General features: G+C 68.8%; 11 protein-coding genes and 1 pseudogene. 10 read left to right on the forward strand and 2 right to left on the reverse strand.

Annotation, left to right across the window (positions count from 1 at the left end):
* The first annotated feature begins 65 nt into the window (after window positions 1-65).
* From OG927_RS34640 to OG927_RS34650, 3 genes are all read left to right on the forward strand, one after another.
* Entirely contained in the window at window positions 66-1,211 is a 1,146-nt protein-coding gene (locus OG927_RS34640) for a serine hydrolase domain-containing protein (RefSeq protein ID WP_330321505.1), read from the forward strand.
* Window positions 1,212-1,712: 501 nt separating this feature from the next.
* On the forward strand, window positions 1,713-2,552 hold the full coding sequence (locus OG927_RS34645) for an alpha/beta fold hydrolase (RefSeq protein WP_330321506.1): 840 nt from the start codon (window positions 1,713-1,715) through the stop codon (window positions 2,550-2,552).
* A 103-nt stretch (window positions 2,553-2,655) separates the two neighbouring features.
* Window positions 2,656-3,489, forward strand: a complete 834-nt coding sequence (locus OG927_RS34650) for an alpha/beta fold hydrolase (protein ID WP_330321507.1) — start codon at window positions 2,656-2,658, stop codon at window positions 3,487-3,489.
* Between the two features lie 524 nt (window positions 3,490-4,013).
* On the opposite strand, the pseudogene OG927_RS34655 reads toward OG927_RS34650, so the two are convergent.
* Window positions 4,014-4,229 (reverse strand): annotated as a pseudogene (locus tag OG927_RS34655) (IS982 family transposase); the annotation flags it as partial.
* A gap of 108 nt (window positions 4,230-4,337) precedes the next feature.
* Here OG927_RS34655 and OG927_RS34660 point away from each other — a divergent pair.
* Window positions 4,338-4,892, forward strand: a complete 555-nt coding sequence (locus OG927_RS34660) for a TIGR03086 family metal-binding protein (RefSeq protein WP_330321508.1) — start codon at window positions 4,338-4,340, stop codon at window positions 4,890-4,892.
* Window positions 4,893-5,045: 153 nt separating this feature from the next.
* Here the strand turns inward: OG927_RS34660 and OG927_RS34665 are convergent, their stop codons facing one another.
* Window positions 5,046-5,948, reverse strand: a complete 903-nt coding sequence (locus OG927_RS34665; protein WP_330321509.1) for a GlxA family transcriptional regulator — start codon at window positions 5,946-5,948, stop codon at window positions 5,046-5,048.
* 150 nt (window positions 5,949-6,098) lie between these two features.
* On the opposite strand from OG927_RS34665, the gene OG927_RS34670 reads away from it, so the two are divergent.
* Genes OG927_RS34670 through OG927_RS34695 form a run of 6 tightly spaced genes read left to right on the forward strand, consistent with a single transcriptional unit; the run spans window position 6,099 to window position 12,852 of the window.
* Window positions 6,099-6,983 (forward strand): dienelactone hydrolase family protein, encoded by an 885-nt coding sequence (locus tag OG927_RS34670; RefSeq protein ID WP_330321510.1) that lies wholly within the window; start codon window positions 6,099-6,101, stop codon window positions 6,981-6,983.
* Window positions 6,980-7,327, forward strand: coding sequence for a DUF1330 domain-containing protein (locus tag OG927_RS34675; RefSeq protein ID WP_330321511.1), 348 nt, complete (start codon window positions 6,980-6,982; stop codon window positions 7,325-7,327). The genes OG927_RS34670 and OG927_RS34675 overlap by 4 nt, the downstream gene beginning before the upstream one ends.
* 60 nt (window positions 7,328-7,387) lie before the next feature.
* On the forward strand, window positions 7,388-7,984 hold the full coding sequence (locus tag OG927_RS34680; protein ID WP_330321512.1) for a TetR/AcrR family transcriptional regulator: 597 nt from the start codon (window positions 7,388-7,390) through the stop codon (window positions 7,982-7,984).
* Window positions 7,981-10,302, forward strand: coding sequence for an ABC transporter ATP-binding protein (locus tag OG927_RS34685; RefSeq protein WP_330321513.1), 2,322 nt, complete (start codon window positions 7,981-7,983; stop codon window positions 10,300-10,302). Before OG927_RS34680 ends, OG927_RS34685 begins: the two co-directional genes overlap by 4 nt.
* Window positions 10,299-12,071, forward strand: coding sequence for an ABC transporter ATP-binding protein (locus tag OG927_RS34690; RefSeq protein ID WP_330321514.1), 1,773 nt, complete (start codon window positions 10,299-10,301; stop codon window positions 12,069-12,071). The genes OG927_RS34685 and OG927_RS34690 overlap by 4 nt, the downstream gene beginning before the upstream one ends.
* The gene (locus OG927_RS34695) at window positions 12,064-12,852 is read left to right on the forward strand and encodes an SDR family oxidoreductase (RefSeq protein WP_408058141.1); all 789 of its coding nucleotides are present in this window, start codon (window positions 12,064-12,066) and stop codon (window positions 12,850-12,852) included. The genes OG927_RS34690 and OG927_RS34695 overlap by 8 nt, the downstream gene beginning before the upstream one ends.
* The last annotated feature ends 37 nt before the right edge of the window (window positions 12,853-12,889 follow it).

Consider the following 12,889-nt stretch of genomic DNA (forward strand, 5'->3'; position numbering starts at 1 on the left):
GTGAACCGCCCCGACGTTCAGCCCGTTGAGTGAGCGAAAGGTTGTCGTCCGGAGTGGAGAAGAACATGATCGTCGAGGGAACGAGCACTGCCCGATTCGAACCGGTGCGAGCGGCGCTGGCAGCGCATCTCGAAGCCGGCGAGGAGTTGGGAGCGTCGATCGCCGTCGATGTGGACGGGGTCATGGAAGTCGATCTGTGGGGTGGCCACGCGGACCAAGCGCGGACCGTTCCGTGGCGCCGGGACACCTTGGTGAGCGTGTGGTCGACCACGAAGACCCTCACCAGCCTCGCAGCCCTCGTCCTCGTCGACCGGGGGACACTGGACCTGCACCGCCCGGTCGCGCACTACTGGCCCGAGTTCGCCGCCCGGGGAAAGGAGCACATCGAGGTGCGGCACGTCCTGTCCCACACCTCGGGACTTTCCGGCTGGGAGCAGCCCTTCTCCATGGAAGACCTGTACGACTGGCCCACCGCGAGCGCCCGGCTGGCTGCGCAGGCCCCGTGGTGGGAGCCGGGCACCGCTTCGGGCTACCACGTGCAGACGCAAGGACAACTGGTGGGAGAGCTTGTCCGGCGGGTCAGTGGCCGTACGTTGACGGAGTTTGTTGACACCGAGATCGCCAAGCCGACGCAAGCCGATGTCCAGATCGGCGCGCGTCAGGCCGACTGGCCTCGCATCGCCGATCTGGTGCCACCGTCGCAGCTTTCCGGGATACCCACCGGCCTCGACCCCGAAGGGATCTTCACTAAAACATTGGCCGGAAGCCCCGCCCGTGACGAGCACGTGGACACCCCGCAGTGGCGCTCCGCCGAACTCGGAGCCGTCAACGGCCACGGCAACGCACGAGGTCTGGCCCGTGCCCTCTCCATCATCTCACGGCGTGGCCATGTCAACGGCCTCCGACTTCTCTCCGCGGAGACGGTGGACAAGGTGCTCGATGTACAGGCCGACGGAGTCGACCTGTTCCTGGGCGTCCCCGTCTGCTGGGGCATCGGCTACGCACTCGCCGACTCGAGGACGATGCCGCACATGCCCACCGGCAGAATCTGCTTCTGGGTCGGCCGGGGCGGTTCGATCGTCGTGATGGACCTCGACCGGGGTGTCACATTCTCGTACACGATGAACCGGGTGGGCGACGGGATCCTCGGCTCGGAACGCACTCACGACTACATTAAGCAGGTCTACGAAGTCCTGGAATCCACTGGCTGACGTGCGCCCGGCCCCCGGGCTCGGCAGCAGACTCCGTGTGCGGCCACACCGGGCCCCGCGGATCGGTGGCGAGAGTCCCGCCGATCGCTGACGCATGTACCGCAACTGTCGGCACAGGGCGGAACGGGCGGTGTCGAGCAGGGCCCGCATCGCCGCGAGGGCCTCCCGGGTGCGTGCGACGACCGCGAACGAGCAGCCCATTTCCGGGTGAACCGGTCCGGCCGTCCGGTCGTCATATGAGACGAAGGACGCTCCACTCCCGGCGACCGGGCGAGGGCAATGCCTCAGGGCCACTCGAGCCGCTGACCCGCAGCCGCACTCTCCGTACCGCTGCCGATGACGGCCACCAGCAGGCCGATCCGTGCTGATCGCATAACGCGGTCGGACGTACGCGAACTCAGCCACAGGCGAGGCGACCCGGGGCCCTGTTCCTCGGACGCACCGGTTGCTTCGTCCGCACGGTCCGTCGAGACCATCAACCAACCAAGAGGATTTTCACGCATGCGCATCACTCACCTGGCCCGTCCGAGCCGCCGATCCGTGCTGCTCGGTGTCACCACGGCCGTAGGCCTGTCCGTCGCCGCCGTCACCCTGCCCGGTACAGCCGGCGCGACGCCCCACCACGCGCCACGTCCGACGATCGTGCTGGAACACGGAGCGTTCGCCGACGCGGCGAGCTGGGACGGTGTCGTCGCCCGGCTTCAGCGCGCCGGCTATCCGGTTGTGACCGCCGCCAACCCTTTGCGGGGTCCGGCGACCGATGCCGCCTACCTGCGCAGCGTCCTCGACCACATCGACGGGCCGGTGGTCCTGGTCGGCCACTCCTACGGCGGCACCGTCATCAGCCAGGCTGCCGCGGGCCTCGAGGACAAGGTGAAGGCTCTGGTCTACATCGCGGCTTTCCTGCCCACCGCGGGCGAGAGCTCGATCGGACTGACGAACAAGTTCCCTGGCAGCACCCTCGGCGAGGCCGTCGAGTCCGTCAACTACTCCCTGCCCGACGGCGGTCAAGGTGCGGACGTGTACATCAAGCCCGAGAAGTTCCGCAACCAGTTCGCCGCGGACGTGCCGACGGACAAGGCCGCGCTCATGGCTGCCGGCCAGCGTCCGGTCGCCGCTGCTGCTCTGGAGGAAAAGTCCACCGAGGCCGCATGGAAGACGATCCCCTCCTGGTCGCTGGTCACCACGGAGGACCGCAACATCCCCGTGGCCGCCCAGCGCTTCATGTCGGCCCGCGCCAAGGCCCGCACCACGACCATCGACGCGTCACACGCCGTATCCGTATCCCGCCCCGAAGCCGTCACCCGCATCGTCGAGCAGGCGGCCCGCACGGTCCGATGACCGACGGCCCCGCCCTGCCGCTCAGCGCGCACCCCACCGCACAGCCGTGCCCGACCGGGCACTTCACCCTCAGACGCATTCACACCGAAGGGCAATAACCACCATGGCGTTCATCACCGTCGACCACGAAAACTCCACCAGCATCGACCTGTACTACGAGGACCACGGCACGGGGCAGCCGGTCGTGCTGATCCACGGCTACCCGCTCGACGGCCACTCCTGGGAGAAGCAGTCCGCCGCACTCCTGTCGGCCGGCTACCGCGTGATCACGTACGACCGGCGCGGTTTCGGCCGCTCCAGCCAGCCCACCACCGGCTACGACTACGACACCTTCGCCGCCGACCTGAACGTGGTCCTGGAGACCCTCGACCTCAGCGACGCCGTTCTGGTGGGCTTCTCCATGGGCACCGGCGAGGTCGGCCGTTACCTGGGCACCTACGGTTCCGACCGGATCGCCAAGGCCGCCTTCCTCGCCTCCCTCGAACCCTTCCTCCTGAAGACCGACGACAACCCCGGCGGCGTCGACGGCACGATCTTCAAGGACATCGAAGGTGCCGTCACCGCCGACCGCTACGCCTACTTCACCGAGTTCTACAAGAACTTCTACAACCTCGACGAGAACCTCGGCACCCGCATCAGCGAGGAAGCCGTCCGCAACAGCTGGAACGTCGCCGCCGGCGCCTCCTCGTACGCCTCCCTGGCCTGCGTGGCCACCTGGTCCACCGACTTCCGTGCCGACCTGCCCAAGATCGACGTGCCGACACTGATCCTGCACGGTACCGCTGACCGCATCCTGCCTATCGAGGCCACCGGAGAACGCTTCCACCAGGCACTCCCGCAGGCCGACTACGTCGTCATCGACGGCGCCCCCCACGGCCTGCTGTGGACCCACGCCCAGGAAGTCACCGACGCCCTCCTCGCCTTCCTCGCCAAGTGACCGGCGGCCGGCACCCCACCTGCCGCGAGGCGGCACGAGGCCGGTTACGCACCGGGTACGAGGCTGACCGTATCCCCACTGCCGCACGGCGGGCCCGTGAGTCGCGCGAAGCATGCCGTCGAGCTGACGGCAACGGTCCGCGCGCATGACGGCGGCGGCACGACCAGGCAGCTGGGCGGAGGCGCCGTTCGCCAGACGTTCCGACACGAGACGCCCGCACGACCGGGCGGGCGTCTCGCCGGTTCATGCCGGTCAAGAGCTCGATGTCCAAGTACGGCGCCGAGCTCTCGCACAGGAGCCAGCTCTCCACCAGGGGCGTCGTGCGGGACGTGAGGGGCCACAGCGGACAGGACGACGGCACAAGGCTCGGGACGACACCCAGGAAAGCGTGGAACTGTGCGAGTGCCTGGATACCGCTCCCGGCCGCGACACCTTCGCCGACTCCGCTCCTAGACGATCAAGTCCGATGACTTCAGTGATCGAATGCGACCAGCGACCGCATGATCGGCGCGCCGGTCGTGTGGTTGCGCCAGATACGGAAACATCGAGGACATGTGCGAGTTCGCGTAGCGCAGCCAGCGCGTCTCGGAACCGAAGCCCAGCAGAGCCTGAGCGACCGCGAGCGTGACGAGCTCCGCATCAGTCAACTGCGGTGGTCTGCCCATCCGTCGGCCTGTCGCCAGTTCGTCGTCGATCTTCACGTACAGTGAGGTCAACAGGGTGTCCAGGTTGTTCGTCACATAACAATCTTGGTCCCCCTTTTTGCTTTCCTGGACACTCCGGTCCCGCCAGGCAAGTCGGGTTGGTCGCCTCCCGGACGAGCGGCTCGTGCCGCTAGCCTGTAGCGCATGGAGTTGATCAGGGCAGCTTCGGCAGAGTTCGAACGAGTTGTGCGCCAATTGCCCGCGGACTCGTCGGAGCAACCGACGCCGTCGGGAATCTCGGTACGCGAATTGATTGAGCACGTGGTGGTGGGGAATCGCTTCACCGCACTTCTGCTGGCAGGCGTTGGGCGCGACGAGGCCCACGCCATGCTCGCAGCCAGGCAGGTCGGCGATGACCCAGTCGCTGACGTGAGTGAGTCCGCACAGCGCCAAGCACAGGCTTTCTTCGCGACATCGCCCAAGAGACAGGTCGCGGGCCCGAACGGACATGTTCCCGTCGCCGCCTACGTGCGATTCCGTCTCGTCGACCTGGTAGTGCATGCGTGGGACCTCCTGCGTGCCGCGCGTCTCGACGAGACCCTTGATCCGCAGACTGTTGTCGGCGTGCTGAACACGGTCGAGCCGCATCTGGACGAAATGCTTGCCTTCGGAGCGTATGGCGCCGGTCCGAGCGGAACGCTGCCTGCTGACGCGTCACCACAGATCCGGCTGCTCGACTCGTTCGGGCGACGACCATAGGCGACGTCTCCGATCGTGCGGATGACATTCCTGCTCTGGTGACTGACACCCCCCGGTCATTTGGTCCGCTGAAGGACTTCGGCCGAGCCGAGTGCCGACGGCCTTCGGACGCTCTCGTGCAAAGCGATGGGGCGCGCCGGTCGCGGATGTCATTCAGTGGGCGCGGGTGCGCTGTCCGCGGACTGTCCGGGGGCTCATGCCGAGTTCTTGGCCCATGGCCCGTCGAAGTGCCGTCGGGTCGCTGTACCCGACTGCATGGGCGACTCCGGTGACGGCGAGGTCAGTGTTGTGCAGAAGCTCGACAGCTCGCTCGACACGCAGGCGTCGTAGGAACCGAGCAGGTGACATTCCTGTGGCTTCGCTGATTCTGCGGGTGAAGGTGCGCGGACTGAGGTGTGCGGCGGCGGCCAGGTCCCTCACTCCTATGCTTGTGCCGAGGTGCTGGAGCGCCCAGGACCGCGCGATTGCGACATCGCTGTCGGCGCCCTCGATCGTCTCGGGCATCACGTAGGGAGACTGCGACCGACGACGGTCAACCGCGAGGTACCTGGCGCACTCCCGGGCGAGCGCCTCCCCAGCGTGACGCCCTACGAGCGTCAGCATCAGGTCCAGGTGCGCCAAGGCTGCGCCTGCGGTTGTCACCGGGCCGTCGGTGACGACGAGATCAGCAGGTGTCAACCGTACTGCGGGGTACCTGCAGGCGAACAGCGGCGCCAGCCACCAGGTGGTAGTCGCACGTCGCTGATCGAGGATGCCGGCTTCGGCGAGGAGGAACACTCCGGCGCACGAGGCTGCGATCTCGCTACCTGCTGCGGCGGCTTCCTTCAAGTAGTGCGCCCCCGCTCTGGCATCGGGCGCTGCGAGTCGGCTGCGAACCTCTTGGGTGTTTCTCATCCCGAGGCCAGGGACGACCACGAGGTCCACCGGTTCCGTTGCGTCTCCATAGTCGTTGGCGAGCCAGGGCTGGACGTCGAACTGATTGGCCCGTCCCGATCGGAGGGCTAACCGGTTCGCGGTGTCGAGGACATCAACCGTGATGGCCACGGAGGTGGCCATCGCTCCCTCGAGATCCAGTACGCGGACCGAGGTCATGTCTCGAACCGCCCGAAATGTGGCCGGTCTCGCTCCCTCAAGGACTTCATAGTGATCCATCGTAGTCACCAGATCGGCCGCACTCCGCGACGATCCATCGCAGGGGGGATCTTCATGACGGATCACGACGTGACCCAAGACGACGACCTCGCCGACTTCACCGTCCGGTCCATCTCGCTCCTCGGTCAGGCGCGTCGGGTGTATGTCAGCGGCGACGGTCCCTGCGTGATCGTGATGCACGAGATGCCCGGCATCAGCCCACACGTCGCTCGTTTCGCCCGATGGGTCCGCGATCGTGGCATGACGGTCTACCTGCCTTCCCTCTTCGGCACCGACGGCGCCCTCGGCGACGCCGACAGCGGGGCACAGGTGTTTCGTCGTCTCTGCGTCGCGAAGGAGTTCCGCGCACTCGGCGGTGGCGAGTCGAGCCCCATCACGACCTGGTTGATGGCCCTCGCTTGCTCGGCGCACCGTGAGTGCGGGGGAACAGGTGTGGGCGCGATCGGGATGTGCTTCACCGGCAACTTCGCCATCACCATGATGCTCGAGAGCGCCGTCGTCGCGCCGGTGGCCTGCCAGCCGTCCCTGCCGTTGGATGAGCCGGGTGTCCTGGAGATCAGCGACGCCGAGCTCACCGCCGTGAAGGAACGTCTCGAGCGTGACGGTCTCACGGTCCTGGCCTACCGATTCGAAGGTGACAAGGTCTGCACCAGGGCACGCTTCGATGCCTACGCGCAAGCCCTGGGTGACTCCTTCGTCAGCCGCGAACTCCCCGACACTGCCGCGAATAGTGACGCACCGCCGTTCTTCGCCGCTCACGTCCCCTATCCCCACAGCGTGGTCACTGTTCACCTCATCGATCGCGAAGGGGAACCGACCGCCACGGCACGCGACGAGATCCTTGACTTCCTTGTCCACCGGCTTCACGGCCACGCCAACTCAGACCGCTCGACTGACGCTCCCGAGAACCGACCCTCTCCAGATAGGAACCTTCTGTGACTGCCTACGCCATCGCCCATCTGCGCGACGCCGAGCCGCACCCGGACGTCGCCGAGTACATGGAGAGGATCGCCGGCACGTTCGAGCCCTTCGGGGGCCGCTTCCTCGTGCACGGCACGCCACCGGAGGTGAAGGAGGGCACGTGGGCCGGACACGTCGTGGTGATCGGCTTTCCCGGGATCAACGAGGCCAGGGACTGGTGGGACTCTCCCGCCTACCGGGAGATCGCACCCCTCCGCTCCCGGCACATCCAGGGCGACATCATCCTCGTCGGCGGCGCTCCCCAGGACTACGACCCGAGCGCGACCGCGCAGGCCATCCGAAACGCCCCGGCGTCGCGCTGAGGTCATCGACCCTGCAAGGACGGCGATGTCGGATTCATGCGATCGCGCTAATGGTCGTAAGTGCGTACGACAGCTTCGCCCACCCCGTCGCTCGGCGGCCTGGCCCGAAAGGCCCAGCTGCTCGACTGCGCGGTGACGTGCTGGTCCGAGCTGGGGTTCGCGGGCACGTCCGCTCGCCACGCATGCGTCAGCAAAGGAGTGGTGACCTACCACTTCCCGACCAAGGAGGACTTGTTGAGCGAGGTGGTGACCTCCCTCTACCGCGAGGCCGGCGAGCAGATCGGCCAGGCGACGGGCGACCGCGACTCGGTGATCGGCGAGCTCGCGACCTGCATCAGGAGCACCCTCACCTTCGTCGCCGACCATCCGAGGCACGTGCGCGCAGTCATGGAGGTGGCGGCGAACATGCGACCTGCGAACGGCCCCCGGGGAGGCGAGGATCCCTTGAGCGCCCACTTGCGAGAGCTGATCGAGCGAGGGCGGGCGACGGGTGAGGCCGCGGATGTGGACGCCGGGGTGCTGGCCATGACGATGCGGGCGTCGATCGACGCTGCCGCGGCCCGCGCCGCCTGCGACCCGACGGCTGACGCACGAGGCCACGCCGAGCACGTGGTCACCATCGTCCGACGTGCACTGCAGGCCACGGAGCCACGATGAGGGCCTCGAGAAGCGGTCCGGCCGCCTTCACCGGCTTCCTCCTCATCGACCTCGTCGTCCCGCTTGCGTCCTACTACGTGCTCCGCGCACTGGGCGCATCCGTCTGGACAGCGCTCCTCGCCGGGGCCGCCCTGCCTATGCTCCGCCTGAGCGCCGGCCTGGTCCTCCGGCGGCGCGTCCCCGGGGTTAGCCTCTTCGCTCTCGGGCTCATCACCGTCGGGACTGCGATCGGCCTCATGACTGCCGACTCGCGGCTCCTGATGGCCCGTGAGAGCTATCTGACCGGCTTCGTCGGAGTTTGGGTCCTGCTGTCGCTGCTGCGGGCACGACCGCTCGTCTTCACGGCGACCGTCGGTTTCATGCCCCCGGCGCCGGCCGAGGACTGGCACCGGTCGTGGGAGACGAGCGAGACCTTTCGGCGAGCGATGCGGGGCATGACCTGGGGCTTCGGACTGGCCTTCCTCATCGATGCTGCGGCTCGGGTCGTGATGAGCTACACGCTGGCCCTGGACCTCGTCCCGGCGACCTCCGCCGCACTTCTCGCCGTGATGCTGGTCGTCGTGGTCCGGACGGGCAAGGCATGGGGACGCCGACACATGCGCCGGAGCACCGTGCCGCTGACGCGCCCCCACACCCGTGGCCCGTGGTCGTACTTGGCGTGGCTCGTGTCTCGGCAGCGCGGCCGGGTCACGCTCGGAGCGGTGCTCGGCAGCGCCTGGATGGTGGGGCTCGCCCTACCGCCGTACGTGCTGTCCCGTGCGATCGACAGCCTCGCGGAGAGCCAGCAGAACGTGGTGCTGGGGTGGACGGCTGTCCTGCTCCTGGTCGGGGGCGTCCTGGCGGGCCTGAGCATCTGGCGGCATCGCACCATGACCCGGGTGCGCATGGATGCGGCGCTGCGGACGGTGTCAGAGGTGAACGCCCACGGCATCCGTCTGGGAGACACGATGGCGCGTCGCGCGCTCACCGGGGAGGTCGTGGCCATCGGAGGTGGGGACGCGTGGACGATCGGGCGCAGTCTCACCGCGACCGGGCCGGGAGTCGGTGCGGTGCTCGCCTACGTGGTGATCGCGGTGCTGCTGTTGCGGATCTCGGTGGCACTGGCTGTGGTCGTGCTGGCGGGGGTTCCGGTCCTGGCCCTGGTCGTGGGCCCGGCGACGCGCCGGCTCCGGACGGTCGGTACGCCGTATCGCGAGCAGCAGGGCCGAGTGACGGGTCGGATCGTGGACATCGTCGCGGGGCTGGGCGTCCTGAACGGCTTGGGCGGCAAAGCGGTCTACGCCGACCGTTTCCGCGCCGAGTCGCAGCGGCTGCTGCAGCACGGCTATCGGGTCGGCCGCGTCACGAGCGTGATTCAGGCAGCCGGTCTGGGGCTGCCGACACTGTTCTCCGCAGTGGTGGTGTGGCTGGCCGCCCGGCTCGCGGTCGAGGGCAGCATCACGGTGGGCGAACTGGTCGCGGTCGCTGGCTACGCCGCGGTGCTGGCGGTGCCGGTGGCCTCCTTCATCGAGGGCGCGCTCGACCTCAGCCAGGCTCTCGTGGCCGCACGTCGGGTGACAGACTTCCTTGACGTGCGCCCCGACAGCACCGGCACGGCGGTGCCCCCGGGGCGTGGAGACCTGATCGACGAGGCCTCCGGGCTGCGGATCACACCGGGGACGTTCGCTGCGGTCGCCACCGCCCAGCACTCCGACGCCGTAGCCCTCGTCGACCGGCTCGGCGGCTTCCGCCTAGGTGCCACCTGGGCCGGGCAGCCGACCTCCGAGCTCGATCCCGCCCAACTGCACGAGCAGGTACTGGTGGCCGACAACGACGCCGCCCTGTTCGCCGGGTCACTGGCCCAGGTGGTGGCCGGTCGCCTCGACGTCACCGGTCTCGGTGAGGCTGCGATCCTGGACGCGCTGCACACAGCCACCGCCGACGACGTGGTGCGGGGCCTGCCCGAGGGCCTCGGGTCGAGGATCGACTCCGGGGGACGGAACCTCTCAGGCGGTCAACGCCAACGCGTCCGGCTCGCTCGGGCGACGATTGCCGACCCGACCGTCCTGCTCGCGGTGGACCCGACCTCGGCGCTCGACGCCGCCACGGAGGCCACCATCGTCGACCGCCTCATCCACCACCGTCGCGGCAAGACCACATTGGTCACCTCGACGTCCGCGCTCGTGCTGCAAGGAGCCGACGAAGTGCACCTGCTCGCCGACGGTCGGGTGGTCGCAAGTGGCACCCACACCGACTTGCTGGCCAACCCCGCCTACGCCGCTCTGGTCCACCGCGGACGACCGGCCACCAGCGCCCACGACCCCGAGATCCAGGCATGAGCGCGCAGCCGTTGCCGGTGGCAGAGCCCGGCGAGGTCCGCCGTGCTGCGTGGCGGCTCATCCGCTCCGACCGCGCAGCATTCATCGCCGCGCTGCTCGCCAACTGCGCGGCGGCGGGCGCAGGTCTGGTCGGGCCGTGGCTGCTCGGGCAGATCGTCAACGAGGTGCAGGCCGGGGCTAGGGTCGCGACCATCGACCGGTTGGGCCTCCTCGTGGTGCTTGCCGCGGCCGCGCAGCTTCTGATCGGGCACCAGGCCCGCCGCCTGGGCTACCGGTTCGGCGAACGGACCGCCGCCCGACTGCGCGAGCAGCTGGCCGACCGGCTCATGCGGATCCCTGCACGAGCTGTCGAAGGGGCCGGCACCGGCGACCTGACCTCACGTGCCACGACCGACGCCGGCCTGGTGTCGTTCGCTCTGCGCGACGCCGCGCCAGAGATGGTGTTCGCCCTTGCCCAGGCGCTGATCATCATCGTCGCCGTCGTCCTGCTCTCCCCCGTGCTGGGCTCCGTCGGACTGGTCGCACTCGTCGCCATCCCCGTGGTCCTGCGCTGGTACCTGCGCCGCGCCCGGTCGGCCTATCTGGCCCAGGCAGCCGCGCATGCCGAGGTCGCCGACGTCCTGGCCGGCACCGCCGCCGGCGCCCGGACGGTAGAAGCGCTGGGCCTGCAGGAGCGGCGGGCCGCCGACTGCTCGTCCGCGATCGCTGCCGCGACAGCGGCCCAGCTGCGCACCCTTCGCCTGCGGAGCGTGTTCTTCCCGACCATCGACGCCTCCACCGCTCTTGCCGTCGGCGCCGCGTTCGGCGTGGGCGGCCTGCTCTACCTCGACCACCAGCTCAGCCTCGGCACCGTCGTCGCGGTCGTCCTCTACCTGCGCCAGCTCACCACCCCGATCGACACGATCCTGATCTGGGTGGAGACTTTGCAGAGCAGCGCCGCCTCGTTCGCCCGCACCGAGGGGCTCGCCTCGTCAGCGGAACCGCCACGACGCAGCGCCGAGGGCGTCACGGCCGTCCCCACCGACCAGGACATCGTCGTCACCGACGTCCGCTACGCCTATGACGGGGCCGACGTCCTCCACGGTGTCGACCTCGACGTCCGGGCCGGCGAGCATCTCGCCGTCGTGGGGACGTCGGGAGCAGGCAAGACCACCCTGGGTCGCCTCATTGCCGGCATCGACCGTCCCCGATCAGGAAGGGTCACCGTGGGCGGTGCGGACGTCGCCGACCTCGCACCCGAGCAGCTTCGCCAGCACATCGTCCTGGTGACCCAGGAGCACCACGTGTTCGCCGACCCGCTGCGCGACAACCTCACCATCGCGGCACCTCACGCCACCGACGCCGAGCTCCTCGATGCCCTCGACGTCCTCGGCGCAGACTGGTTCGACGACCTTCCCGACGGGCTCGACACCGACCTCGGCACCCATCGGCTCGGCGGCGCCCAGGCCCAGCACGTCGCGCTCGCCCGAGTCCTGCTCGCCAATCCCCACACCCTCGTCCTAGACGAGGCCACCGCCCTGCTGGACCCGACGACCGCTCGCCGCACCGAACAAGCCCTCGCCGCCACCCTCCAGGGCCGCACCATCATCGCCGTGGCCCACCGACTCCAGACTGCCCGAGACGCTGACCGCATCGCCATTATGGAAGGGGGCCGCATCACCGAGCTCGGCCACCACGACCACCTCGTCACCACCGCGACCTCCTACGCAGCCCTCTGGGAGACCTGGAGTGCAGACACCAGCCACGACAGGACTGACAACCATGAGTGACACACGAAGCCGACCCGCGGGACCCGTGCCACCGGCAGTCCGTCCGCTTACGATCGTCACCGGCGGGGCGCGAGGGATCGGCGCAGCCACCGTCGCGCACCTGGCGCGTGCAGGACACGACCTGATCGTCGGCTACCGCGACGACCGCGCCTCGGCCAAGAGGGCTGCCGCGGTAGCACAGGACCACGGCGTGAGAGCCGTCGCCGTGGCCGGCGACGTGACCGACGAGGATGACGTTGCCGAGCTGTTCGCCGCTGCCGCGGACCTGGGCGCCGTCACCGGACTGGTGAACAACGCCGGACTGACCGCACATCTTGGAGACTTGGCGGACACCCCGGTCGCGGTGCTGCGCCGGGTCGTCGACGTGAACCTCGTCGGCGCGCTGCTGTGCGCGCGTGAGGCGGTCCGGGCAATGTCCACCACCCGCGGCGGACACGGTGGGGCAATCGTCAATGTCTCCTCGGCAGCAGCCACGCTGGGCTCGGCACACGACTACGTTCACTACGCCGCAGCCAAGGCCGGGGTCGAAGCGATGACCGTGGGACTCGCCAAGGAGGTCGCCGATCAAGGGATCCGGGTCAATGCCGTGGCGCCGGGCACGGTGCACACGAGGATCCACGCCGATGCCGGGGATCCGGACCGTGCCGGGCGCGCTGCTGCGCGCATCCCGTTGGGCCGAGCCGGAGAGCCCGACGAGATCGCTCCGGCCATCGTCTGGCTGCTCGGCTCCGAGGCCAGCTATGTCACCGGAGCAAGCATCCGAGCGGCTGGTGGACTGTGACCCGCTCGGCCGCTGACGATCGCGAAGGTCGGCGACG

Origin of the sequence: Streptomyces clavifer, assembly GCF_036345975.1 — a bacterium.
In the GTDB taxonomy this organism is placed as follows: Bacteria; Actinomycetota; Actinomycetes; order Streptomycetales; family Streptomycetaceae; genus Streptomyces; species Streptomyces clavifer.

Coding starts and splice junctions, on each gene's coding strand:
- OG927_RS34685 (WP_330321513.1), top strand. CDS start 7,981: ATGAGGGCCTCGAGAAGCGGTCCGGCCGCCTTCACCGGCTTCCTCCTC.
- OG927_RS34670 (WP_330321510.1), top strand. CDS start 6,099: ATGACGGATCACGACGTGACCCAAGACGACGACCTCGCCGACTTCACC.
- OG927_RS34695 (WP_408058141.1), top strand. CDS start 12,064: ATGAGTGACACACGAAGCCGACCCGCGGGACCCGTGCCACCGGCAGTC.
- OG927_RS34640 (WP_330321505.1), top strand. CDS start 66: ATGATCGTCGAGGGAACGAGCACTGCCCGATTCGAACCGGTGCGAGCG.
- OG927_RS34645 (WP_330321506.1), top strand. CDS start 1,713: ATGCGCATCACTCACCTGGCCCGTCCGAGCCGCCGATCCGTGCTGCTC.
- OG927_RS34650 (WP_330321507.1), top strand. CDS start 2,656: ATGGCGTTCATCACCGTCGACCACGAAAACTCCACCAGCATCGACCTG.
- OG927_RS34690 (WP_330321514.1), top strand. CDS start 10,299: ATGAGCGCGCAGCCGTTGCCGGTGGCAGAGCCCGGCGAGGTCCGCCGT.
- OG927_RS34665 (WP_330321509.1), bottom strand. CDS start 5,948: ATGGCCACCTCCGTGGCCATCACGGTTGATGTCCTCGACACCGCGAAC.
- OG927_RS34660 (WP_330321508.1), top strand. CDS start 4,338: ATGGAGTTGATCAGGGCAGCTTCGGCAGAGTTCGAACGAGTTGTGCGC.